At 59.7% G+C, this 23,786-nt stretch carries 20 protein-coding genes; 7 read left to right on the forward strand and 13 right to left on the reverse strand.

The features are described 5' to 3' along the window. Positions 1–102 precede the first annotated feature (102 nt). Positions 103–903, forward strand: coding sequence for a DeoR/GlpR family DNA-binding transcription regulator (locus CFII68_RS01615; RefSeq protein WP_256211759.1), 801 nt, complete (start codon positions 103–105; stop codon positions 901–903). 8 nt (positions 904–911) lie between these two features. On the opposite strand, the gene CFII68_RS01610 is transcribed toward CFII68_RS01615, so the two are convergent. Then, positions 912–2,438, reverse strand: coding sequence for an MFS transporter (locus CFII68_RS01610; RefSeq protein WP_018613695.1), 1,527 nt, complete (start codon positions 2,436–2,438; stop codon positions 912–914). A gap of 184 nt (positions 2,439–2,622) precedes the next feature. Between CFII68_RS01610 and CFII68_RS01605 the strand changes: the two genes are divergently transcribed. Continuing rightward, the gene (locus tag CFII68_RS01605; RefSeq protein WP_018613697.1) at positions 2,623–3,483 is read left to right on the forward strand and encodes a LysR family transcriptional regulator; all 861 of its coding nucleotides are present in this window, start codon (positions 2,623–2,625) and stop codon (positions 3,481–3,483) included. A gap of 121 nt (positions 3,484–3,604) precedes the next feature. Here the strand turns inward: CFII68_RS01605 and CFII68_RS01600 are convergent, their stop codons facing one another. Continuing rightward, positions 3,605–4,291, reverse strand: coding sequence for a hypothetical protein (locus tag CFII68_RS01600; protein ID WP_018613698.1), 687 nt, complete (start codon positions 4,289–4,291; stop codon positions 3,605–3,607). A 119-nt stretch (positions 4,292–4,410) separates the two neighbouring features. Further along, complete coding sequence (locus CFII68_RS01595) at positions 4,411–5,871, reverse strand: transporter-like membrane protein (protein WP_018613699.1); 1,461 nt, start codon at positions 5,869–5,871, stop codon at positions 4,411–4,413. Positions 5,872–6,002: 131 nt separating this feature from the next. Here CFII68_RS01595 and CFII68_RS01590 point away from each other — a divergent pair, with 131 nt between their 5' ends. Next, a complete protein-coding gene (locus CFII68_RS01590) occupies positions 6,003–6,530 on the forward strand; it encodes an Lrp/AsnC family transcriptional regulator (protein WP_018613700.1) in 528 nt (175 codons plus the stop codon). 59 nt (positions 6,531–6,589) lie between these two features. Here the strand turns inward: CFII68_RS01590 and CFII68_RS01585 are convergent, their stop codons facing one another. The 4 genes from CFII68_RS01585 to CFII68_RS01570 all read right to left on the reverse strand — a co-directional run bounded on the left by CFII68_RS01585 (position 6,590) and on the right by CFII68_RS01570 (position 9,632). Then, complete coding sequence (locus CFII68_RS01585) at positions 6,590–7,159, reverse strand: DJ-1/PfpI family protein (protein WP_018613702.1); 570 nt, start codon at positions 7,157–7,159, stop codon at positions 6,590–6,592. Positions 7,160–7,234: 75 nt separating this feature from the next. Continuing rightward, a complete protein-coding gene (locus tag CFII68_RS01580) occupies positions 7,235–8,290 on the reverse strand; it encodes an alpha/beta fold hydrolase (protein WP_018613704.1) in 1,056 nt (351 codons plus the stop codon). 98 nt (positions 8,291–8,388) lie between these two features. Next, the gene (locus tag CFII68_RS01575; protein ID WP_018613706.1) at positions 8,389–9,066 is read right to left on the reverse strand and encodes a phytanoyl-CoA dioxygenase family protein; all 678 of its coding nucleotides are present in this window, start codon (positions 9,064–9,066) and stop codon (positions 8,389–8,391) included. Between the two features lie 287 nt (positions 9,067–9,353). Then, a complete protein-coding gene (locus tag CFII68_RS01570) occupies positions 9,354–9,632 on the reverse strand; it encodes a hypothetical protein (protein WP_018613708.1) in 279 nt (92 codons plus the stop codon). A gap of 296 nt (positions 9,633–9,928) precedes the next feature. Here CFII68_RS01570 and CFII68_RS01565 point away from each other — a divergent pair, with 296 nt between their 5' ends. Beyond that, positions 9,929–12,118 (forward strand): response regulator, encoded by a 2,190-nt coding sequence (locus tag CFII68_RS01565; RefSeq protein WP_018613711.1) that lies wholly within the window; start codon positions 9,929–9,931, stop codon positions 12,116–12,118. Positions 12,119–12,208: 90 nt separating this feature from the next. After that, complete coding sequence (locus CFII68_RS01560) at positions 12,209–12,460, forward strand: hypothetical protein (RefSeq protein ID WP_233903657.1); 252 nt, start codon at positions 12,209–12,211, stop codon at positions 12,458–12,460. 165 nt (positions 12,461–12,625) lie between these two features. Here the strand turns inward: CFII68_RS01560 and CFII68_RS01555 are convergent, their stop codons facing one another. Continuing rightward, positions 12,626–14,143, reverse strand: coding sequence for a PAS domain-containing sensor histidine kinase (locus tag CFII68_RS01555; protein WP_018613716.1), 1,518 nt, complete (start codon positions 14,141–14,143; stop codon positions 12,626–12,628). A 223-nt stretch (positions 14,144–14,366) separates the two neighbouring features. Here CFII68_RS01555 and CFII68_RS01550 point away from each other — a divergent pair, with 223 nt between their 5' ends. Beyond that, positions 14,367–15,101, forward strand: a complete 735-nt coding sequence (locus tag CFII68_RS01550) for a response regulator transcription factor (protein WP_018613718.1) — start codon at positions 14,367–14,369, stop codon at positions 15,099–15,101. 52 nt (positions 15,102–15,153) lie between these two features. Here the strand turns inward: CFII68_RS01550 and gabP are convergent, their stop codons facing one another. The 5 genes from gabP to dnaA all read right to left on the reverse strand — a co-directional run bounded on the left by gabP (position 15,154) and on the right by dnaA (position 23,078). Next, complete coding sequence (gabP, locus tag CFII68_RS01545) at positions 15,154–16,548, reverse strand: GABA permease (protein WP_018613721.1); 1,395 nt, start codon at positions 16,546–16,548, stop codon at positions 15,154–15,156. 301 nt (positions 16,549–16,849) lie between these two features. Beyond that, complete coding sequence (gene gyrB, locus CFII68_RS01540) at positions 16,850–19,267, reverse strand: DNA topoisomerase (ATP-hydrolyzing) subunit B (RefSeq protein WP_018613723.1); 2,418 nt, start codon at positions 19,265–19,267, stop codon at positions 16,850–16,852. Between the two features lie 5 nt (positions 19,268–19,272). Further along, complete coding sequence (gene recF, locus CFII68_RS01535) at positions 19,273–20,376, reverse strand: DNA replication/repair protein RecF (protein ID WP_003196148.1); 1,104 nt, start codon at positions 20,374–20,376, stop codon at positions 19,273–19,275. A 32-nt stretch (positions 20,377–20,408) separates the two neighbouring features. Further along, positions 20,409–21,512: a DNA polymerase III subunit beta gene (dnaN, locus tag CFII68_RS01530; RefSeq protein WP_003196145.1), complete on the reverse strand. Its 1,104-nt coding sequence runs from the start codon at positions 21,510–21,512 to the stop codon at positions 20,409–20,411. A 39-nt stretch (positions 21,513–21,551) separates the two neighbouring features. Continuing rightward, positions 21,552–23,078 carry a chromosomal replication initiator protein DnaA gene (dnaA, locus tag CFII68_RS01525; RefSeq protein WP_018613727.1) on the reverse strand — a complete coding sequence of 509 codons (1,527 nt, stop codon included), beginning with the start codon at positions 23,076–23,078 and terminating at the stop codon, positions 21,552–21,554. A 566-nt stretch (positions 23,079–23,644) separates the two neighbouring features. Between dnaA and rpmH the strand changes: the two genes are divergently transcribed. Continuing rightward, the gene (rpmH, locus tag CFII68_RS27280; protein WP_003213577.1) at positions 23,645–23,779 is read left to right on the forward strand and encodes a 50S ribosomal protein L34; all 135 of its coding nucleotides are present in this window, start codon (positions 23,645–23,647) and stop codon (positions 23,777–23,779) included. The last annotated feature ends 7 nt before the right edge of the window (positions 23,780–23,786 follow it).

The raw sequence follows: 23,786 nt of genomic DNA on the forward strand, positions 1-23,786 counted from the left end.
AACAATATTGCCTCAACATTGCACAAATGTGCCGCGCAGACCGTGTCAGCTCAATGATCCTGGGGCCGCGCCAAACTTGACAGCGACTGACGCCCCTCCACAATGCGTGCTCGAACAGCAGGGACACACGGTATGTGGCAAGAAGAGCGTTACCAGCGGATCCGCGCACTGCTATCGACCTTGCAGCGCGTCACCACCGACCGCATCGTCACGGACCTGAATGTTTCTCGCGAGACAGTGCGGCGCGACCTGGTCGCTCTGGAAGAACAGGGAGAGTTGAAGCGGATACACGGCGGCGCCATCCGCGTTGAGGACGAAGCGCCCATCGCCGAGCGGGCGCAAAGCAACGTCAAGTTCAAGCGTGACCTCGCGCGCGCCGCGGTCAGTCTGCTGTCACATGGGCAGACAGTGTTCATCGACGCAGGCACCACCACCGTCATCCTTGCCGAAGAGTTAGCCAAGCTGGGAGGGCTGACCGTGATCACCAACTCGTTCAACGTGGCACTGCAACTGCGCAACCCCGCCGCGTCGGGCGGTCGGCACAACGAGGTGCTCGTACTGGGCGGTTCACTCGACGATCGTGCGCCGGCGACGGTCGGCAGCACCACGGTGGCGGAAATTGCCCGCTATCGGGCCGACCTGGCGCTGTTGTCGCCGGTCGGCATCGACGCCCAGCGCGGTGCCAGCAACTACGACCACCGCGAAGCCGAAGTGGCGCGCGCCATGGCCGACAATGCCGAAGGCGTAGTCATCCTCGCCGATTACAGCAAGATTGGCGTGGAGAGCCGCGTCGCTTTCTGCCCGCCAGAACGCATCGACGTGCTCATCACCAACCACAAGGCCAGTACCGAAGCGGCGTTCGCCGCACTGAACGCCAAGCTGAAACGTATTGTCCTGGTGTAGGATTACAGTCACTGCTGAGTATGAACGGCTTTGCCCGAACGAAAGACCAGGCAACTCGCCGCCACCAGCACCCACGCGGCAATACCGCCATACAGCATCACCCAGCCAAACCCATGGGCCAAAGCTGCGTTGGCGACATCGACCGGGATCGTAGTCCCCTGGCCAGCCTGCGCCAACACGGTAGAGTTGCCAGCTGAAATACTCTCCGCCAGCAACCTCAGTTGCACCTCATCGGGCGAGCCAGATAACTGGTTGCGCAGGGAAGACAGAATGCCTTCCACCAGGATGAATCCCATCAGCGCGATATTGATTGCAAGACTGATCATACGAGCGCTGATATCGATGCCCGATGCCATGCCTGCACGCTCACTGGGCACCGATCCGGTGGTGGTATTGGTCACAGGCGTGTTGGTCAGCCCCAGTCCGATCCCGGCGATCAGGCAGCCTGGAAGCATTGTCAGCCAGCTGGCATGCGTGACACTGCTACCCCATTTCATCAGCAGGAACCCCAGACCGATGGTGAACAAGCCTGCGGGAATCACCACGTCAGGTCGATAGCGCAGCGCCAGCCGTTCGCCTAACGGGGGGATAACCAGCGTCGGCAGCGTATAGGCCAGCAGTGCCAGACCGGTGCCGACACTGGCGTAGCCCAGGCTGTTTTGAAAGTACAGAGGCAGGTAGATCATGAATGGCCAGAAGCTGAAGTTCATGCCCGCCGACCCTAGCAAGGCACCCGAGAAGCGACGGATACGCAATACCGAGAAGTCGAACATGGGATCGGCATAGCGTCGCTGCGCGACGACAAAGACGATGAAGCTGACCATTGCCACAACCAGGCTGGCGATGGCCGAACCGCTGGAGAAACCCGTCCCCGCTCCCTGAGTGATGAACCAGGAAAGGCCCAACACTGCCAGCGACAGCGAAATAATGCCCAACACATCCAGCCTGCGACGCTGCGGATCCCGTGATTCATCGACACCAGCGATCACCAGCACCAGCGCGAGCACAGCAATGGGCGCATGCACCAGGAACACCCATTCCCAACTCGACAACGCCACAATACCTGCGCCGATAATCGGACCGAACCCCAAGCCAATGCCGAAGACGATCCCCCAGGCACTGAACGCTTTGCCGCGCGCAGCTCCCGACTGGAATCGGTGAGACAGCACTGCCACCTGACAGATCAGCATGGCACCACCGGACATACCTTGCAGGAATCGGCTGGCGATCAACACGCTGGCGCTTTGAGCCCATCCACAGGCCAGAGAGGTCATGCCGAAAAGCACCAGGCTAATGACAAACACTCGCTTGCGCCCATACCGATCCGCCAGTGTGCCGGTGGCCATCAGCACCGTGGTGCAGGCGATGGTGTAGGCATTCATGATCCACTGCATATCTTTGAAATCGCTGCGCAGAACCGATTCAAGAGCGGGCAGGATTGCCGGCACGCTCGAGATTTCCAGGCCGAACATCAGCGCGGCCAGGCAAACGGCGGCTATGGTGAAAACATCTTTTCGCGAAGAAGAGAACTGCATCGTGATCTTCCAGATCAAGTTGATGGGCACTGGCAAGACCGCCCTGAGGGGCGTTGGTGCGGTCGCCTCACCAGCGTCACCAGGCATAACTCCAAGTGACCGGCGGCATTCTGGAAGCAATTAAAAAATGACAGAAATGATTTAATTTCGTAAGTTTCATTAATATTCATCATGAGTGGACTAAATGGACTTCGACCCAGCTCTGTTGCGTGCTTTTGTCGCGATCAAGGAGACCGGTAGTTTCACTCGTGCCGCAGAGCGGTTGCATTTGAGCCAGTCAGCGATCAGTCATCAGATCCGGCGTTTGGAAGAACAGGCCGGTACCGCGCTACTGGTGCGCACCACCCGACGTTTGATGCTGACAGAAGATGGCGAAGATTTTCTGCGCCATGCCGAACACGTCCTCAGAGCGCAAGACGCCCTCTCCCGGCGTTTCGAAGCGTCATCGGTATCCGGGGCCGTGCGCTTCGGTGTGCCAGAAAATTTTATCGGCGATGGCCTGCCGCCGTTACTGACTCGGTTCGCCAGACAATTTCCCGCCGTACGTCTTGATGTAACCGTCGGCACTTACCTCGACCTGCGCGCGCTGGTCGAGGCCGATGGGCTCGATCTGGCCGTGGTCATGGCATTGCCGGGCAGTCAGGTTGGCGGTACCGTGCTGCGCGAAACCCGGTTTGTCTGGGCCGCGGCGCAGAGTTTCGACTTTACCGGCGATTGCCCTTTGCCGCTGGCGTTCGCACCAGCGCCCTGCGTGCACCGCCAGGTGGCCGTAGAAGCATTGGAGCGTTCCACCGTGGATTGGCGGGTCGCCTTTACCTCTCCAAGTCAACAAGGACTGCGGGCGGCGGTATTGGCGGGGCTTGCCGTCACCGCTCTACCGCTAGGAGATCTAGAGCCCGGCATGGTGGTGATTGACGGTCAACATGGCCTGCCGCCGCTGCTGGAGGCTGATTTCAGACTGATATGGAGTGTCACAGGAAAGACCCCAGCGGCCAATGCATTTGGGCAACTGCTGGTGGAGATGTCTGAGTCACCATCGATCTAGAACACGCTGAAAAGAGCAGGAACGAGATGGGGGGCGAGTACTTTGAGGGCCCGCTTCTCGAAGCCATGAAGCGAGTGCAGTCAGGGGAGTAAGTTATCCCTTCGCCGCTTGAATCCAGTCCTCAGTCGAGACGGCCGATGGCGCGTGCAAGATTTGCGCGTGCCTGCTGCTCGAATGCGTCGAAGTACGCTGCGGTCGTATAGATCCGCCCGCGCGCCAGGAATCCCTCCAGGACCTGGCGCCGCTTTTGGCGGTACACAGGCAGAGGTACAAATTGGTACTCGCGGCGAATTTGTTGGTCGTATTCCTCGAACCGTTCGAACGACGCTCCAAGGATCGCCAGGTCTGTGTCCACCAACACCGCTTCGTCTGCCGACGCCGGCGCGCCGTCGTGTCGCGTCACCATCACCAGATCGTAAAGCCTGCGTCGTGTTTCATCGCCCAGGCCGCTATCACGTGCCACGTCGTCCAACCATTGCGCACTGCGCAGCTCGTTGTCGCTGCGAAGGGGGTCGTAGATCACGTCATGGAACCACAGCGCGAGGTCGACTTCTGCGGGAGCCTGGCAGGCCGCGTTGACGAATCGGCGCGCTTGAAGGCATTCCTTCAGGTGCTGGAGGTTGTGGTAGGCGCGGTGCGGCTCGCAGTAGTGTCGAATGAGTTTTTCGTACGTTTCTCGTGACGCGCATCCGACGCCAAGCTCCGCCCAGACGCGAGCCCAGGCGTCGAAACCCGTGACGTCAGCTGCGTCTAGGTCGCCCTGTGGGCTGGCCGGGAATTGACCGTTCTCTGCTGGCGAACCCGTCATCGTTTCTCCTGCGCTTCAAAAAAGAAAAAGTGAAGAAGGGCTGCAACCCGACTCATGGTGGTCATTGCAGTCGCTAAGTCGCACGTTGCTCATTGGGGCGCCCATCTGCCAATACCCCGCTATTCAAACCATCCACTCAGCAACGCCGCGCCCAACGCGACTAACGCGGTATTGAGACAGACCAGCGTGAAGCCAAACCTTACCAGTTCGCCTTCCTCCTTGGCCTGGGTCTTGGCAAGTCCCAGGATCAGCATGACAACCGACAGCGAGCCCAGCGCAGCATGCCCTGCCGAGCTGTTCTGGACGGCAGCCAGCAACAGGCGAGAGGATTCGGGCAATATCGCGATGGCCGGCATGAAGATCGCGTTGCCGCCAACATTCGATCCGGTCATGTAGCCTGACAGCGCGCCAAACAGGGCCACCAGCGACGTCGCGGCGGCGGGCGACAGGCCCGCCAGCAGTTGCATCAGACCCGCGAGGAAGCCGGCCTTCACCATCATCTGCGACATCGCGAGGAAGAAGAAAATGGTCAACAGTGGCCGCTTCGCCCGCGCCACCAACGCAGCAGGCATGCTGACGTCGAGTGCTGTCTGGTGTTGGGTGTGGCGTGTGTGAAACCCTAGCCCGATCAGCACCAGAACCAGTGCCAGGCCGGGTGAGGCGAGTGGCTTCCAGGTGACCTGGGCGCCCTGTACAACCCAGTGATCCTGCCAAGAGGTGATCGCCCACACCATCTTCAACGCGACAATGCAGACAATCAGTACCAGATACGGCCATGCCTGACGCGGCCATTGCACCGTACCGCGCTCGCTGTCGTTGCGGTGCAGGCGCCACAGCCCAGCAGAGAGTACCGCTGCGGCCGTCACCAGGCCCGCGGCCACGCCGGCCACTTCGGGGCCCAGCCAGCGACTGGCACTGTAAAGCACGCTTACAAACAGCAGCCAGAAAGCGCCCAACGCCCTCCATTCCCGCGAGTCACGAACGCCTGCAAGAAATAGCGCGATTGCACTGAGGGCCAAAAAAACCGGTGCGCTGGTCAGTGCCGAGGTCGATGCCAGCGCGGGGGCGTCCAGGTGAACCAACGAAGCACCAATGACCGATGCCAGGCCCAGCGTTCCCCAGGGCATGATTGCCATGCCGGTCAGTGCTATTCGTAGCGCGACCCGACGTTCGAAGAGACTGAGCAGCAGGGGCACCGTGGCGATCAACGACACGCCGAAGCCGGTCATCGCTTCGAGCAACGGTGCCAGTCCAAGAACGATAAACACGACTTGATCGCCGCGTCCAAGCCCCAGCGACCGCACCCATTGGCTAAGCGCCAGGTTCACGCCCATGCGCTCGATAAAAATCACGAAGACCAGGCCTGGAACGATCACGAAAGCCGTACTTGCAAACAGCACGGCCGTATCTTGGGCGGCGGCCACCATACTGCCCAGGCGCCACGCGTCGGCAGCGCCGGCGAGCCAGAGCACCAAGACTAATGCAGTGCCTGCAATGGCGGCGTGCATGGGTGGCCGGCGCAGCCCGACGAGCATGGCTGTAACCAACAGGACTGGGGAAAGATGGAACAGTGCGAGCATGCCAATAATATCCTGTGTGTGTTGCGACTAAGGCTGCGTACGCAGACTGCTGGCAAGATAATATTTCTCTTGGCTAGATAAAGGGGTGCGGTTTTCTGTTAGTTTTCGAGAAAATTTCTCACGGGTTTACCATGGCCAAAAACGACGCAGCACTTGAATCGTTGGACAAATTCGACCGTGCCATCCTGGACCTCGTCCAGCGCGACAACACCATGCCGCTGCGCCTCATGGCCGAGCAGGTCAATCTTTCCACGGCCGCCGTTCAGCGCCGCATCAAGCGGATGGAAGCGGGGGGCGTCATCACGGGCAACGTAGCCATCGTGGATCCCACCGCCGTAGGACGGCCGATCACGATCATTGTGGAAGTGATGGCAGAGCGCACCAGCATCGAGGCACTGGAGGCGATGAAGGCACACTTCGCGGTGCCCGAAGTTCAGCAGTGCTACTACGTCACCGGCGAAGTGGATTTCGTCCTGGTATTAACCGTTGCCAGCATGAACGAATACCAGGCGTTGGCGCGGCGATTGTTTGCCGAAAATTCCAACGTGACCTGGTTCAAGACAATCGTGGCGCTGGACCGTGTGAAAGTCGGACTTAATGTGCCGAGCGCGCCTGTGGGAAAAGGGATGGAGAAGGGGGATTTGCTTTTACTTCCATAAAACAAATCCGGCCGGGTCGGGCACGTGACTTTGACAGACGCTCATGTAGGGCGAAGCGCTTACCCATGTTCCGCTGCCAACATCGACCTGAACTGAGCAATGATCTCTGAAGATAACCCGGCACCTTCGAACACTGCGCAGGTGAAGCTCACGGGGGCAGGGCCTGGAGCAGTGATGATGCGGTCCGCAACCACAGCTACTGGGCTGCTTCGATAAAACTCATTGCCTTCATAACCCACGGCATTCTTTTGCAAGAAGTCGGCGCTGTTCGAGGTATGAGGAACCGTGTCGAGAAGCCCGGCCCTGGCCAGTGCCAGCGTTCCTCCGCAGATACCGGCAATTGTCGCTCCACGTGATCGACTCGCCTGAAGGAAATCGCCAATATCGGGTGCCTCTGCACGTTCCCAGACCATTCCACCAATGACGACGACAACGTCCGGTTTCCACTCCAGGCATTCTTGCAAACCGCTATCAACCGTTACGGCCAATCCACCCTGTGAGCGGAACTGCCCCGCAGCAGGCGCGAAAAACCTGACGTCGATCCCGTAAAAAGGGGACGCAGTTCCAGCGATGAAAGCATATTCCCAGTCCGCAAAACCGGGTGTCAGTATCAAACCCACGCGTGCCATCAGTCAGAATCCTCCATGAATGCCAAATGCCTACCACGGCATTTTCGTTAAGCCGCAGCGAGTCAGTACCATCGGTTACAAACTGCCTTTTTTGTCTGCAGGTGATTGCGCCAGAAACTCCGCTATCAGCGATGCAACTTGCTGCTGAATCACCCCGCGAGCACGACTGCCATCTCCATCTCGGCAAATAATGCCATCCCCCGGCACGTGCTCTTCGAGGATCTTCTGCGCACCAGGTTTGCACATCGACATGAAGCTGAAATGGCTTGCGTCTTTGATCTCGACATAGCGGCTTGTCGTCGAGGGCAGGCGCTTGGCCAGGTTGGCAGACTCCAACTCGGCGGGAAGCTCTCGCGACGGTACGCCAGCCGAGATCACCAGGGCGGGGACAGGCAGCGCGGCCAAGCTTTTATCGGTCATGCCCCGTGAAAGGCCCAGGTCCAATGTCACCACCGCCGTGACGCGTTTATCGCGCCAATCGGCGGCCAGTTCGGCCTTTGATTCAGCGGTGCTGGCGGGGTTCATCTGTTCGTAGACGGTGCAACTGCCTAACTGCGAATGGGCTTTGCAGTCTTGGGCGAAGCGCTCTGGGTCGAAGCGAGCGCCGGCGATTTCCAGGGCGGTCCAGCCGCCGAGTGAATGGCCCACGGCTGCAATTCGGCCATTGGCGACCCGGCCAAATTTTTCAGGTCGGGTTGTGACTGCATCGATGGCTCGGCGCAGGTCAACGGGCCGCTGCCATAACTGCGCCGCTGCTTGCGGGCTGCGGTCATGGGTGGTGCTGCCGGGGTGGTTGATGGCGGCGACGATGTAACCCTTCTGGGCCAACGAACTGGCCAGCCAGATCTGGTTGCTCCAGTTGCCCCGGTAGCCGTGGGAGAGCACCACCAATGGATGTTCGCCGGCAGCGGGCGGCGCGTTACGCACGGCAGCGGCGCCGACAAACACCGCGTTATCGGCGATCAGTTGTGGGGTTTCGGTCGTTGCGCTGGGGTACCAAACGACCATCTCCAGTGCGCGGCCATTGTGCGGATCCGGCAGGGTGGAAGTTTGGAAACCGACGGGGTTTTCGTCAGCAAATGCGGTGGTCGTCAGGCAGGCCAACAACAGGGCGCCGAAAGCTGTTTTCAATGTCGTTTCTTCCTTGATTAGACGAATGGGGTTGTCGATAAGCACGGGCATTAAAGCTCAGATTCGAACCGCTGCGCACAATTTTATCGACCAAAAACCTAGCCCCCGAAAGCAAACTCCGAAGGGGCGAATCGGTCGCGGGTGTCCATACGAATATTGCGCAGCGCCACGGTTTCCAGGTGTGACGCGTAGAGCGACTCCGAGAAATAGCTGATCAGAATGGAACGACGGCGTGCGCCGATCACGTTCAGGCTGCCCGCGTGCACCAGATCGACATCGAACACCAGGATGTCACCGGCAGAGCCTGAAAGCTGTACGGCGCGTGACTCGTCATTGAAGTCGAAGAGTGGGGCGCCCGGCTCAGGTCGATGGCTGCCGGGGACGATCCGTGTCGCGCCGTTCTCGGGGCCGTAATCGTCGAAAAACGCCAGGGCGATGGCGATGTCGCCTGGCCGTTTGGCTGACAAGTCGCGGTGCAGTTGTTGGTGGCCGCCTCCGGCAAGGGGCTCGCGGCCTTCCACTTGGGAGAGGAAGAATCGCTCGCCGATCAACTCACCTGCCACCGACAGTAGCTGGGGTAGACGACATACGGCCTGAATCTTCGAATCATCGTCCAACATCGAATAGCGCCAGTCCATGCCGCGAGGCACTGGCCATTGGTCCGACGGTTTCACGCCCGCATCGAACACGGCACGAAGGTCGGCCAGCCACTCGGTCGGGATGGCTTGACGGAGCAGGGCGTAGCCGTCTTGGTGGAGTTGTTTGCGGTCAGGCATGGGTTTCTCCACGTCCTTGTGCGGGCATTTGGAAGGCTAGTATGCAAACCAGAAGTGGGACTACCGTAATGCTACTCCCGCAAGAAAAACGATGGACCCGTGGCGAGGGGATTTATCCCCGTTGGGCTGCGAAGCAGCCCTGAACTCAGCCACCGTAGTGTGCCAGGTAGGTCGCGCTTTTTTTGGGGCTGCTGCGCAGCCCAACGGGGATAAATCCCCTCGCCACAGGTTCAGTGTTTGCAGGTGATGGGGTTTGATTAGTTCACGCTTTCGCCACAGCGTCGGGCTTATAACGTGGAACTTGCCGGTGCAGCATCCAATCGTCGTGCAATCACATCTATCACGTCGCACCCATCACGCAGTGGGATGCAGCAAAGCTGCGCCAGATCTTGCAAGGTCGCGGGGTCGATCGTCTGTTCATCACGCATCGCCAAGTTTTCCAGGAATTGGGTGGCGGCGCGGATTCGGTAGGCGGCTGAGTCGAGCAGGATGTGTAGCGGGGCGGTGGTATCGACGTAGAGGGGTTGGTCGTCGGCGTTGCTGGTAAGGCCCATGTATCGGTTCATAAGTAAGCTCCACTGGATAGTTTTGCCCACTGCGGGTCGCCATCTGGGCGACGGCAAAACTATAGACGCCCCCACAAAAACGACGCAATAGATGGATAGGCAGGCCAATTCCCAACGATATGTAGGACCTTTCTGTAGCCCCACCCCCCATTTTCGCCTTTCATCCCCCATTTGCCCCCCGACGCATCCCACAATCCCATCGCGCATTCCCACCCCACACGGGATAATACGGTCCTGCTTGGGGTCACAAGCTTTTCCCCCTCGTTGGTATTGGCGGCTCAGAAGGATCGAACGCAATGACAGATTGGCTCCAGAGCTATGGAGAAATGGCTGAGCGGGTTCGCCGCCATCCTTGGGAGGACACGCCGCTCGGGCCGCTTGCCCACTGGCCTGATGTATTGAAGACCACCGTGGCGCTGAGCCTCGCCTCGCATTTTCCCCAGGCCATCGTATGGGGGCCGAACCTGATCACGCTGTACAACGACGCGTTCCTGCAGATACTCGGCAGCAAGCCCGAGGCGCTGGGGCGGCCGTTCGATGAGGTGTGGCAGGAGGTCTGGAGCGATATCGGGCCGATCGTGCAGGGCGCCTTCGATGGGCAAGCGACTTATATAGAGAACTTCCCCCTGGTCATCGAGCGCGGCGGCGGTCCTGAGCAGGCTTATTTCACGTTCTGCTACAGTCCCATCCGTGACCAGTTCGGCAAGGTGGTGGGCATGCTGGATACGGTCACCGAGACCACGTCCACGGTGTTCATGACCCAGCGACTGGCGGTGCTCGATGCTATCGGCAATGCCGTGGCGAACGCCTCCGACCCGCAGAGCATCATGGCAGCCACCACGCGGATCCTGGCGGCGCACCTGAACCTGTCCAACTGTGCCTACGCGGACATGGATGAGGACGAGGACGGCTTCACCATTCGCGGCGATTGGGCCAGGCTAGGTTCGCCACATATCCTTGGGCATTATCGGCTGGCTGATTTCGGTCGGCTGGCCGTCGCCAACCTGCGGGCCGGCAAGCCGCTGGTGATCAACGATAACCTCAAGGAACTGGCGCCGGAGGAGGCGGCGACGTTCCAGGCCATTGGCATCGCGGCCACCATCTGCGTGCCGTTGATCAAGGGTGGGCGATTGACCGCGTTGATGGCGATCCACGATAAAACGCCGCGGGTCTGGTCATCCTACGACCTGGCGCTGCTGATGGAGGTCACCGAGCGATCCTGGGCCCACATCGAGCGCGCCCGTGCCGACGCTGCCGTGCGTGAAGGCCTGGCGGCCCTGGCCGAATTGAACGCGACGCTGGAAGAACGGGTCGAGGAGCGCACCACGCGTTTGAAACAGACCGAAGCGGCGCTGCGCCAATCGCAAAAGCTCGAAGCCATCGGCCAGCTCACCGGCGGCGTGGCCCATGACTTCAACAACCTGCTGACCATCATTCGCTCTTCGGTCGACTTCCTGCGCATGCCCAGCCTGTCCGAGGAGCGTCGGCAGCGCTACATGACGGCGGTGTCCGAAACCGTTGAGCGCGCCTCCAAGTTGACCAGCCAGTTGCTCGCGTTTGCCCGGCGCCAGCCGTTGAAGCCGCAAGTCATCGATGTGGGCAAGCAAGTGCAGAGCCTGGGGGACATGCTGCAAACCGTCACCGGGGCGCGGATCCAGGTCCACGTCGAGTTGTGCGATCGGCCCTGTTACATCCGGGCGGATCTGAGCCAGTTCGAGACCGCGCTGATCAACATGGCCCTCAATGCCCGGGATGCCATGAATGGCCAGGGCACGCTGTGGCTTCGGCTCAGTTGCGGCGGTGGCATGCCGCCGATCCGTGGTCATGCCGGGGCCGGGCAATCCTTTGCTGCCATTACCCTGGCGGACACCGGTACCGGTATTGACTCGCCAGTGCTCGAGCACATCTTCGAACCCTTCTTCACCACCAAGGAAGTGGGCAAGGGCACGGGGCTGGGCTTGTCCCAGGTGTTTGGCTTTGCCAAGCAGTCCGGTGGCAACGTCGATGTTTCGACCGTGGTGGGCGAGGGCACGGTGTTCACCTTGTACCTGCCGGAGGTGGCGCCCGAGAAAAACCACGAGCCTGTCCCGGAAGAACACCCGCATCTGCTGCCGGAAAAGGGCAAGCGTCGGGTGTTGATCGTGGAAGACAACCTGGAGGTGGGGCGTTTTGCCAACCAGATCCTCCAGGACCTGGGCTACGAAACCGCCTGGGCGACCAACGCCGAAGAAGCGCTGGAAATGGTCGGCCCGGATGCGATGGCATTCGACGCGATATTTTCTGACGTGGTGATGCCCGGCATCAGCGGCATTGCCCTGGCCAGGGAACTGCGTCAGCGGCGCCCGGATTTGCCGGTGGTGCTGACCTCTGGTTACAGCGAAGAGTTGGCCCACAGCGGCCATGAGGGCTTTGAATTCTTGTCAAAACCCTATTCGGCCGATCAGGTTTCCCGGGTTCTAAACCGGGCGATACTGGGGGCTGAATGAGTGTTTCCTTTTTGAAACAGTGAGTTCCATTCGTCGGCCAAGGGCGTTGTTGAATCAACAGTCTGTTGATGACCGACTAGTCTCATTGTCGTGAAGGTCGATATTGTCAGGCAACCGGTTGTTGCCGGTATGGGCCTCGATGAAAGGGGAAAGGCAATGGGAGCACCGTACAGCGAGGAGAACACTGCCGCGTATCCGATCAATGAAGGGTTGCAGTGCGGCCAGTCGGCCTATCATGCGGACTTCGGTGACGAGCCGATCAAGTCCATCAGGACGAAGGTGGCCAAAGTACAGCGAGGGGAGAAGGCCAAGTTCTTGCCCAGGGTCCCGGTCAGAAAGTGACGGCGGATCATGGCCAGAGATTGTCCCGCCGGGTTGTGTAGGAGCTGTGTAGGAGCTGTCGAGTGCAACGAGGCTGCGATCTTTCCCCAGACAAATTGAGTCTCAAGCGAAAGATCAAAAGATCGCAGCCTTCGGCAGCTCCTACAGCCTAAGGCTGCGATCTTTTCAATCTTCCAATAACGGGAAACGCAGGCTGAACGTCGTGCCTTTACCCACCACGCTACGGCACTCGATTTTCCCCTCGTGATGGTCAACCACGGCCTTGACCATCGACAGCCCCAAGCCAATTCCATCGACCCCGTGAGCCGAGGAAAACCGTCGGTACTGACTGAACAGGTCGGGTAGTTCTTCGGCGCTGATGCCTTTGCCCTGGTCGGCGACATTGCAGATCAACCAGCCCGGGGTGCAATGAACCTGCAGCGAAATGCAGGCGTCGGGCGCACTGTACTTGATGGCGTTTTCCAGCAGATTGAACAGGGCACGGGTCAGCAACGGTTGATCCGCCCTCAGCATCGCCCCTTCATCCTCTATTTCATGAATCAACTGGATGCGTTTTGCCTGGGCGATGGGCAGCGCCTGGTCGAGCACATCCAGCACCAGCATGGCGAACAGCGTCGGCTGGAATTGATACGCCTCGGATTCGGCCTTGGCCAATTGCACGAAGCCCTCGGTCAGGTCCAGGGCGCGACGTACCTGGCGCTCGATCTGGTCGAACAGCGGATTATCCCCACCGACCTGATGCCGCTGCACATCGAGCAATGCAAGGATCGCCGAGTGCGGGGCGCGCAAATCATGGGAGAGGAAACGCAGCATGACGCTGCGCTGTTCTTCAGCCTCACGTTCGGCACTCAGGTCCGTGAGGCTCAACAACCAGCCAATCGGCGCATCGCCATCAACCGGCAATAACGCCGCCCGTTCCAGACGCAAGCTGCGCTCGCGAATGTCGCGAAACTCCACCAAGGGCAATGTGGATAACCGATGATGCGCCCCATGCTCCAACCCTGGATAACCCAATTGCCCGAGATGCTCCAGCACGTCGCCGCCCGCCAGGCCATGGCCGAACAGTTCGCGCGCCTTGCGATTGCCAAGCAACAGTTTGCCCTGGGGATCACTGATCATGGTCGCCACCGGCAGGTATTCCAGGCCGTCGGCAATGAAGCGCCGGGTGTCGCGGGTGCGACTCATGGCTTGTTCCAGGGCCATGATCTGGCCCTGCAAGCGGTCGCTGCCGGTGTAGGAGGCGCGGCGACGTTCCGGGAAGACCTTGGGTTCCGCGTCCAGGCGGGCCAGCTCCCAGCCGAAATAGGCCAGCACCACGCTCAGGCGCCGCCAATTCCAGATCAGGTAGCCGAACATGATGCCCAGCACACTTGCCATGGGCGACCACCACCAGCCTCGCGCGCCCAGCACGGCACTGATCAACAGGGCCAGGCTCATGCCGCCCACTGTTGTCCACAGGGCCAGGCGCGGGCGCAACAGCAACAGGCCCAATACACAGGCCACCAGACACACCGACAACAACACAGCGCCTGGATGGTTACCCGTCGATTGGCTGCTCAATGACAGCAAGGCCGTCAGCGGCAACAGCAACAAACTTATCCACAACCACTCCCGCACCAACTGACGAAACAACTGCTGGACCTGGGTTGGCTCACGACTTTCACGGCGACGCTGGTTACTCATAGGCCTCCTGGCCAACCTCAAGGACTGGGGATTTCTTTACGGGCTTGCAAAGCCCATGACTATAACGGGACTCGATGGGTGACGAGCTGCTGCCTTTCCCTCTGTGCCGCGAGCCGGTATTGTCGCAGCCAGCGACAGGTCAATGACAACGAATCAGCCAGCGGCTGCGTTTCTTTGCCACCTGAAGATGTCCGTTACTCTCGAGATCAAGGAATCGCATTCCATGCGTGTCGCCATACTGGACGATGAACCGGCCGAGCTGCGCCGGGTAGAACAGACCCTGCAACAAATCCCCGGCAGGGGCGAGCAAGCCTGGACCCTGCACAGCTTTGAGCGAGGCGAGGACTTGTTGCGGCAACTGCGCCGGGAAACCTTCGACCTGTTGATCCTCGACTGGCAACTGCCGGACATCAGCGGGCTTTCATTGCTGCGCTGGACCCGCGAGCACATGGATTCGCCACCGGCCGCCATCATGCTGACCAGCCGCGACGGCGAGCACGACATCGTCCAGGCCCTCAACGCCGGTGCCGACGACTATGTGAGCAAACCCTTTCGGCCCAACGAGCTCAAGGCCCGGGTCACCGCTGTGCTGCGCCGTCACAACCTGCAACGCGCGCCCGCCAGCGACGTGCTGGTGTTCAACGACCTGGCGTTCGACGACGCCGAGCTGACCATTACCCGCGCCGGCATACCCATCAGCCTGACCGAGCGAGAATACCGCCTGGCCCGGTGCCTGTTCGCCAACCTGGGCCGACCACTGTCTCGGGAGTATTTCTACGAACGCTTCTGGACCCACGAGGAAATGACCTCGTCCCGCCCGCTCGATACCCACATCTATCGCCTGCGCAACAAGCTCGGGCTGACGGCGGATCGGGGTTGGCAATTACTGACGATTTATGGGTATGGGTATCGGTTGGAGAATGTGGCGGCGGGAAGTGAGGCGTCTGTCGCGAGTTAGGTATTTGATTACATCCGTGGCGAGGGGATTTATCCCCTCGCCACAATGGATATCAGCCGATCGTCTGTACCAGGCTTCCTGCCTTTGCGATCCGGCGGCGCTGTATCAGCAATCCGGACACCACCACCAAAACACTCAGCAGCCCCGTCGCCAGGATCTCTACACGATGGGCTTCCTGGAACAGCATGATGGTCAAGGCCCCGACGATGAAGACAATCACCGCGTAGGTCAGGCCGGGGAACAGCCACATGCTGAAGGCGACTTTTTCACCACGCGCCATGCGTTGCTTGCGCATGCGCAGCTGCGAAACCGCGATGACCAGATACACCAGCAATGCAATGGCGCCGGAGCTGGCCAGCAGGAAATCAAACACCGCAGCCGGCGCCACGTAGTTGGCGAATACCGCCAAAAAGGCCGCACCGGTCGACAGCATCACCGCCCAGTAAGGTGTACCGCTCTTGTTGGTGCGCTGGGAAACGGCCGGCGCATCACCACGCTTGCCCAACGAGAACATCATCCGTGAAGCCGTATACAGCGCCGAGTTCAGGCAGCTCGTGACCGCTACCAGGACGACGATATCGACGATCAGTTTGGCATTGGGGATGCCCATGCGCTCCAGCACCGTCTGGTAGGAACCGACGCTGGCCAGGAGCGGATCGTTCCACGGCACCAGGGCGACAACGATGAAGATGGAGACAAGATAGAACAAGCCAATCCGCCAAATGACCGAGTTGGTCGCCTTGGAAATCTGCTGGCCAGGGTTCTTCGATTCGGCCGCCGCGATGGTCACGATCTCGGTGCCCATGAACGAAAACATGGTGGTCAGGATTGCCCCCAACACCGCGCCCATACCGTTGGGCAGGAAGCCCTGGGTGTCGAACAGGTGTGAAACACCGCTGACCTGGCTGGTGGGCAGCACGCCGAAGATCGCCATCACACCCAGGCCAATGAAGCCGATGATCGCCACCACCTTGACCAGGGCGAACCAGAATTCAAATTCCCCGTAATTCTTCACGCTGAACAGGTTGGTGACCGTCAGCAGCAGGGTGATGACCAAGGTGAAGGCCCAGATCGCCACGTTCGGAAACCAGGCATGCAGGATCGTCGCGGCGGCGTTGGCCTCCAGCGGAATCACCAGAACCCAGAACCACCAGTAGAGCCAGCCGATGGTGAAACCGGCCCAATGCCCAATCGCACGATCAGCATACGTCGAGAAGGAGCCAGTGTCCGGCGACGCCACCGCCATTTCGCCCAGCATCCGCATCACCAGCACCACCAGGGCACCCGCGGCAGCGTAAGCCAGCAGCACGGCTGGACCGGCCGCGGCGATAGCGTGGCCGGAGCCAACGAAAAGGCCAGCGCCGATGACGCCGGCGATGGATAGCATCGTCACATGCCGGGGTTTGAGCCCTTGCTCCAGATGATTGGAAGTTTGCGTACCGCTCATTGAGACTACCCTTGGTATTGGATTTATTCGTGTCACCTCGTACCCACCGCTCCCCTGTCAATTTAAAGAAACGATGTGTAATTTATTTAATACGCAAGTTCTGCGCCAGAAAATCTGAGGCCCCGTTATCCGGGGCTCTCACCTCGTACCTAACCCATTGAGCGTGAAGGCTTTGTGCCAAGGTGTTACCGAGTTACCCCCGTTTTTACCCACAGGCCTGAAAAAGGGTGCACGTTTTTAAAGCGTAAAAAAAAGCCAACGCATAAGCGTTGGCTTTTTTGGAGCGGTGCCGCTGAAGGGATCAGAAATCCAGGTTGGATACCGCCAACGCATTGCTCTCGATGAAGTCACGACGAGGCTCGACCGCATCACCCATCAGGGTGTTGAAGATCTGGTCCGCGCCAATGGCGTCTTCGATGGTGACTTTCAGCATCCGCCGCGAACTTGGGTCCATGGTGGTTTCCCACAGCTGATCCGGGTTCATCTCACCCAGACCTTTGTATCGCTGGATGGTGTGGCGCTTGGTGCTTTCGGCCATCAGCCATTCAAGGGCTTCCTTGAACTCGGTCACGGCTTTCTTGCGTTCGCCACGTTGGATGTAGGCACCGTCGTCCAGCAGCGTGCTCAGTTGCGCGCCCAGGGATACGACGGTCTTGTAGTCGTTGCTGCCGAAGAAGTCGCGGTTGAAGGTGACATAGTTCGACAGGCCGTGGGAGATCAGTTCGACCTCCGGCAACCAGACGTTACGTTCACGGTCTTCACGCAGGCTGGCTTTGTAGACCAGGCCGGATTTCTCGACAGTGCGCAGGCGTACTTCGTACTGGGCCAGCCAATCCTGCATCGCTGCGTGATCGGACAGTTGCTCCAGGCTCACGGCTGGCAGGTAGATGAAGTGCTCGGTCAGTTCCTGTGGGTACAGGCGCGACAGGCGCTTGAGGGTCTTCATCACCAGGCGGAAGTCGTTGACCAGGCGCTCAAGGGCTTCACCGGAAATGCCTGGGGCATCTTCGTTCAGGTGCAGGCTCGCGTCTTCCAGGGCCGACTGCGTCATGTACTCTTCCATGGCGTCGTCGTCTTTGATGTATTGCTCTTGCTTGCCTTTCTTGACCTTGTACAGCGGCGGCTGGGCGATGTAGATATAGCCGCGCTCGATCAGCTCCGGCAACTGACGGAAGAAGAACGTCAGCAGCAGGGTACGGATGTGCGAACCGTCGACGTCAGCATCGGTCATGATGATGATGTTGTGATAGCGCAGCTTGTCGATGTTGTACTCTTCGCGGCCAATACCGCAGCCCAACGCCGTGATCAAGGTGCCGACTTCCTGGGAGGAAATCATCTTGTCGAAGCGCGCCTTCTCGACGTTGAGGATCTTGCCCTTGAGCGGCAGGATGGCCTGGGTACGGCGGTTGCGGCCCTGCTTGGCGGAACCGCCAGCAGAGTCACCTTCCACCAGGTACAGCTCGGACAGGGCAGGGTCCTTTTCCTGGCAGTCAGCCAGTTTGCCCGGCAGGCCGGCGATGTCCAGCGCGCCTTTGCGGCGGGTCATCTCACGGGCCTTGCGCGCAGCCTCACGGGCACGAGCGGCGTCGATCATCTTGCCGACCACCAGCTTGGCTTCGTTCGGGTTTTCCAGCAGGAAGTCGGAGAAGTACTTGCCCATTTCCTGTTCAACCGCGGTCTTCACTTCGGAAGACACCAACTTGTCCTTGGTCTGGGAGCTGAACTTCGGATCCGGCACCTTCACCGAGATGATCGCGGTCAGGCCTTCACGGGCATCGTCACCGGTGGTGGCGACTTTATGCTTCTTCGCCAGGCCTTCCTGTTCGATGTAGGTGTTCAGGTTGCGGGTCAGCGCCGAACGGAAGCCCACCAGGTGAGTACCGCCGTCGCGCTGCGGGATGTTGTTGGTGAAGCACAACAGGTTCTCGTTGAAGCTGTCGTTCCACTGCAGGGCGATTTCCACGCCGATGCCGTCTTCACGCTGGACGTTGAAGTGGAACACCTGGTTGACCGGGGTCTTGTTGGTGTTCAGGTACTCAACGAACGCACGCAGGCCGCCTTCGTACTTGAACAGCTCTTCCTTGCCGCTGCGCTCGTCCTTGAGGACGATGCCGACACCGGAGTTGAGGAAGGACAGTTCACGAATCCGCTTGGCCAGGATGTCCCAGCTGAAGTGGATATTCTTGAAGGTTTCGCTCGAGGCCTTGAAGTGAATCTGGGTGCCGGTGCTTTCGCTGTCGCCAACGATCGCCATCGGTGCCTGGGGCACACCGTGGATGTAGGTCTGTTCCCAGATCTTGCCGCTGCGGCGAACGGTCAGGACCAGTTGTTCGGACAGCGCGTTCACTACCGATACACCTACGCCGTGCAGACCGCCGGAGACCTTGTAGGAGTTGTCGTCGAACTTACCGCCTGCGTGGAGGACGGTCATGATGACCTCAGCGGCGGAAACGCCTTCCTCTTTATGCACGTCTACCGGGATGCCACGGCCGTTGTCGCGAACGGTGATGGACTCATCCGGGTGGATGATGATGCTGATGTCGTCGCAATGGCCGGCGAGGGCTTCGTCGATGGAGTTGTCGACCACCTCGAACACCATGTGGTGCAGGCCGCTACCATCGTCGGTGTCACCAATGTACATACCGGGACGTTTGCGTACGGCATCCAGGCCTTTCAGCACTTTAATGCTCGTTGAGTCGTACGTATTTTCTTCGCTCAATGCCTTCACTCCCGATGGTCGTGGGTCTGGGTGATACGGCCCTGTTCCACGTGGAACAGAGCGACTGGCGTTTCCGTCTGCCAGCCTTCCCTCAATAATTCGTGGTCTACACAGGTGATAAACACCTGGCAGCGTAAGTCTTCCAGCAAGCGGCACAGCGCGCGACGGTGGGCTTCGTCCAGCTCGGACGGCAAGTCATCCACCAGATAAATACACTGACCGCGGCGGGCCTGGCTGACCAGATGCCCCTGGGCGATACGCAAGGCACACACCACCAACTTCTGCTGCCCCCGGGACAAGATGTCCGCGGCGTTATGTGCGCCCAATCTGAGGCGCAAGTCAGCGCGTTGTGGCCCGGCCTGGGTATGGCCCATCTGCTGGTCCCGCTGCAGCGAGCCAGCCAACACGGTGCTCAGTTCCCGGTCCTTGTCCCAGCCTCGGTAATAGCTGAGCGTCAGGCCCTCAAGCTCAACCAGTTCGCTCAAGGTCTGCTCGAAGACCGGTTTCAAGGCTTTGATGTAAGCGCGGCGGTATTCATCGATTTCAGCGCTGGCCTGGCACAGTTCCCTGTCCCAAACCGCTTGCGAAACGGCGTCAAGTGTACCATGTCGCAGCCAAGAGTTTCGCTGGCGCAGCGCCTTCTGCAGGCGTTGCCAAGTCGTCATGAAGCGCGGTTCCACGTGGAACACGCCCCAGTCGAGAAATTGCCGGCGAATCTTCGGTGCGCCCTCCAGCAGACGGAAGCTGTCCGGGTTGATCAACTGCAACGGCAGGATCTCCGCCAGCTGTGCCGCGCTGCGGGCGTTCTGCCCATCGATGCGGATCTGGAACTCGCCTTGCCGGTCCCGCGAGATCCCCAGGGCGCTATGGCCGCCTTCAGCCAGTTCCACCTGGCCGAACACCGTGCACGCCAGTTGATCGTACTGGATGACCGGTAACAGGCGGGTGCTGCGAAACGAACGGGCAAGCCCGAGCAGGTGCACGGCTTCCAGGACGCTGGTTTTGCCGCTGCCGTTGGCGCCGTAAAGGATATTGATGCGGGGGGAAGGGGAGAAGGTCACCGGGTGCAGATTGCGCACCGCGGTGACCGAGACGCGACTTAAGGACATCTAGCTTCTGCTGGGCATGGGCATGGGCATGATTACAGACGCATCGGCATGACAACGTAAGCCGAATCGTCGTTGTCGGACTCTTGCACCAGCGCACTGCTGTTGGAGTCAGACAGGATCAGACGTACTTGCTCGGTGGTCATCACGCCCAGCACGTCGAGCAGGTAGCTGACGTTGAAGCCGATTTCCAGGGAGCCGCCGTTGTACTCAACGCCTACTTCTTCTTCCGCTTCTTCTTGCTCCGGGTTGTTCGCCTGGATCTTCAGCTGACCATTGGCCAGTTGCAGGCGGATGCCACGGTACTTCTCGTTGGACAGGATCGCGGTACGGCTGAAAGCTTCGCGCAGCGCCTGGCGATCGCCCAGGACCAGCTTGTCGCCACCTTTTGGCAGCACGCGTTCGTAGTCAGGGAACTTGCCGTCCACCAGCTTCGACGTGAAGGTGAACTCGCCGGTGGTGGCGCGGATGTGATGCTGGCCCAGTACGATGCTGACGTTGCCGTCCGGCTCGGTCAGCAGGCGGGCCAGTTCCAGGATACCTTTGCGCGGCACGATCACCTGATGGCGATCCGGCTGACCGATATCCGCCTGCATCGAGCACATAGCCAGGCGATGCCCGTCGGTGGCGACGGCGCGGATGACGCCGGCAGACACTTCCAGGAGCATGCCGTTGAGGTAATACCGCACGTCCTGCTGGGCCATGGCGAAGCTGGTGCGTTCGATCAGGCGACGCAATTTGCTCTGGTCCAGGCTGCAGGTCAGCGAACCCGGGCCTTCTTCAACGGTCGGGAAATCGTTGGCTGGCAGCGTGGACAAGGTGAAACGGCTGCGACCGGCCTTGACCACGAGCTTCTGCTCATCGACCTTGATGTCGATCAGCGCGTCGTTGGGCAGGCTCTTGCAGATGTCCATCAGCTTGCGCGCCGGCACGGTGATGGAACCCGGATCGGCCGGTTCTTCAAGTTGCACACGACCGACCAGCTCGACTTCCAGGTCGGTACCGGTCAGCGACAGTTGCTGGCCTTCGACAACCAGCAGCACGTTGGAAAGTACCGGCAAGGTCTGGCGGCGTTCGACGACGCCTGCGACCAGTTGCAGGGGTTTCAACAGGGCTTCGCGTTGAATGGTGAAATGCATGGTCTAGTCCCTTGCCTTAATAAGCTGCGCTGGTGGTCATCAAGTGGTCAGTGTACGCAGCAGGTTCTTGTAGTCCTCGCGGATGTCCGCGTCGGATTCCTTAAGTTCGTTGATCTTGCGGCAGGCGTGCAACACCGTGGTGTGGTCGCGTCCGCCAAACACATCGCCGATTTCCGGCAGGCTGTGGTTGGTCAGTTCCTTGGACAGGGCCATGGCCACCTGACGCGGACGTGCTACCGAACGCGAACGGCGTTTGGACAGCAGGTCGGAAATCTTGATTTTGTAGTATTCCGCAACCGTTCGCTGAATGTTATCCACAGAAACCAATTTGTCCTGGAGCGCCAGTAGGTCCTTCAAGGATTCGCGAATCAACTCGATGGTGATGTCGCGGCCCATGAAGTGCGAGTGAGCGATCACCCGCTTGAGGGCACCTTCGAGCTCACGCACGTTGGAGCGGATGCGCTGGGCGATGAAGAACGCGGCGTCGTGAGGCAGCTCGACCTTGGCCTGGTCGGCTTTCTTCATCAGGATCGCGACGCGGGTTTCCAGCTCCGGCGGCTCGACGGCCACCGTCAGGCCCCAGCCGAAACGCGATTTGAGGCGTTCTTCAAGGCCTTCGATTTCTTTCGGGTAGCGGTCACTGGTGAGAATGACCTGCTGCCCGCCTTCAAGCAATGCGTTGAAGGTGTGGAAAAACTCTTCCTGGGATCGTTCCTTACGGGCGAAGAACTGAATGTCGTCGATCAGCAAGGCGTCCACCGAACGGTAGAAACGCTTGAACTCGTTGATCGCGTTCAGTTGCAGCGCCTTGACCATGTCGGCCACGAAACGCTCGGAATGCAGGTACACGACCTTGGCATTCGGGTTCTTCTTTAATAGATGGTTGCCCACCGCATGCATCAAGTGGGTCTTACCCAAGCCGACGCCGCCATAAAGGAAGAGTGGGTTGTAGCCATGCTTGGGGTTATCCGCAACCTGCCAGGCCGCCGCGCGGGCCAGTTGGTTGGATTTACCTTCGACGAAATTCTCGAAGGTGAAGGTCCGGTTCAGGTAGCTGGTGTGCTTGAGCGCACCTTCGACCTGGATGGTGCGCTGTTCGGCACGCACCGGCGCCTGCTGGGAGCTGGCACCGGCCATCGGGTCGAAGCTGTCCCGGGAGGGCTCTTCGCTGACCTCGGCGACCTTTTGTGCGTTGCGTTTGCTCGGGGCAGGCGCGGGTGCCGGGGCAGCATGGTTGTTAACCGGTGCCGTTGCAGTCTGCTGGGCCTGTGACGCTGCGGCGGCCAGCGGCGCGTTGGGTGCGGCGCGCGGTGCCGAGCTGCGCTTGCTGCCTATTAATAAGGACAACGCAGGCGCCATGCCATTGCCATGCTCGTCGAGCAGTTCCATGACCCGGCCCAGGTACTTTTCGTTGACCCAGTCGAGAACGAAACGGTTCGGTGCATAGACACGCAACTCGTCGCCTTCGGCTTCGACCTGTAGTGGACGGATCCAAGTGTTGAATTGTTGGGCAGGCAGCTCATCGCGCAAAAGCTCTACGCACTGCTGCCAAAGTTCCACTGACACGGATATCCCCTAAGTTGAAAGCCGGTGAGGCAAAAACAAGCGGCCATTGTAGCGAGCAGACGGCCACTTATCCACATGCAGCTTGCTGATCGCCCATGATTTATCAATGCGTTAACCGCGAGAAAGACGACAGGCGGTCAGTGGATAAGCTCTGTGGATAACCGGGCCTGAGGTCGTTGCACAAGTGGGGGCGAAAGTCTGTGGGTAACCGCCCTGTGGATAACAGGGCATTCCACGCACAGCTTATCCGACAGCGCAGCACAGGCTGACCACTGCTTTCCCGTGTAGTTGTCATTCTCTGTACATGGCGGATTACAAGGCCTTAGCATGGTTATCCACAGCAAGGTGGCTGCCTTGCTTTTATAAGCTTTACAGAAAAGCTTTAAATAATTCCCTTCTTTATTTCTATATCTAGGGCTGGGTGATGAATCCGCCGAAGCGCCCGGATATCTATTTAAAGGAAACGCTGGTTGGAAATTGACCTAGAGGCTTGCTTTCTCTAGAATCCCCGGTCTCTTAAAACGGGGGCCATTCCGGCCCGTTGTGGACGAACCAGGTAACACGACATGAAACGTACTTTCCAACCAAGCACTATCAAACGCGCTCGTACCCACGGTTTCCGTGCTCGCATGGCTACCAAGAACGGTCGTGCCGTCCTGTCGCGTCGTCGCGCCAAAGGTCGTGCGCGTCTGGCAGTTTGATAATCCG

Source organism: Pseudomonas sp. CFII68 (assembly GCF_000416195.1).
GTDB lineage: Bacteria > Pseudomonadota > Gammaproteobacteria > Pseudomonadales > Pseudomonadaceae > Aquipseudomonas > Aquipseudomonas kilonensis.

What these genes read in the sequence shown, in the direction of transcription:
- CFII68_RS01615 (WP_256211759.1), top strand. Translation starts at nt 103, where the DNA reads ATGCGTGCTCGAACAGCAGGGACACACGGTATGTGGCAAGAAGAGCGT.
- CFII68_RS01605 (WP_018613697.1), top strand. Translation starts at nt 2,623, where the DNA reads ATGGACTTCGACCCAGCTCTGTTGCGTGCTTTTGTCGCGATCAAGGAG.
- CFII68_RS01555 (WP_018613716.1), bottom strand. Translation starts at nt 14,143, where the DNA reads ATGAGTAACCAGCGTCGCCGTGAAAGTCGTGAGCCAACCCAGGTCCAG.
- CFII68_RS01590 (WP_018613700.1), top strand. Translation starts at nt 6,003, where the DNA reads ATGGCCAAAAACGACGCAGCACTTGAATCGTTGGACAAATTCGACCGT.
- CFII68_RS01600 (WP_018613698.1), bottom strand. Translation starts at nt 4,291, where the DNA reads ATGACGGGTTCGCCAGCAGAGAACGGTCAATTCCCGGCCAGCCCACAG.
- dnaN (WP_003196145.1), bottom strand. Translation starts at nt 21,512, where the DNA reads ATGCATTTCACCATTCAACGCGAAGCCCTGTTGAAACCCCTGCAACTG.
- CFII68_RS01575 (WP_018613706.1), bottom strand. Translation starts at nt 9,066, where the DNA reads ATGCCTGACCGCAAACAACTCCACCAAGACGGCTACGCCCTGCTCCGT.
- rpmH (WP_003213577.1), top strand. Translation starts at nt 23,645, where the DNA reads ATGAAACGTACTTTCCAACCAAGCACTATCAAACGCGCTCGTACCCAC.
- gabP (WP_018613721.1), bottom strand. Translation starts at nt 16,548, where the DNA reads ATGAGCGGTACGCAAACTTCCAATCATCTGGAGCAAGGGCTCAAACCC.
- CFII68_RS01570 (WP_018613708.1), bottom strand. Translation starts at nt 9,632, where the DNA reads ATGAACCGATACATGGGCCTTACCAGCAACGCCGACGACCAACCCCTC.
- CFII68_RS01565 (WP_018613711.1), top strand. Translation starts at nt 9,929, where the DNA reads ATGACAGATTGGCTCCAGAGCTATGGAGAAATGGCTGAGCGGGTTCGC.
- CFII68_RS01550 (WP_018613718.1), top strand. Translation starts at nt 14,367, where the DNA reads ATGCGTGTCGCCATACTGGACGATGAACCGGCCGAGCTGCGCCGGGTA.
- CFII68_RS01595 (WP_018613699.1), bottom strand. Translation starts at nt 5,871, where the DNA reads ATGCTCGCACTGTTCCATCTTTCCCCAGTCCTGTTGGTTACAGCCATG.
- CFII68_RS01610 (WP_018613695.1), bottom strand. Translation starts at nt 2,438, where the DNA reads ATGCAGTTCTCTTCTTCGCGAAAAGATGTTTTCACCATAGCCGCCGTT.
- recF (WP_003196148.1), bottom strand. Translation starts at nt 20,376, where the DNA reads ATGTCCTTAAGTCGCGTCTCGGTCACCGCGGTGCGCAATCTGCACCCG.
- CFII68_RS01585 (WP_018613702.1), bottom strand. Translation starts at nt 7,159, where the DNA reads ATGGCACGCGTGGGTTTGATACTGACACCCGGTTTTGCGGACTGGGAA.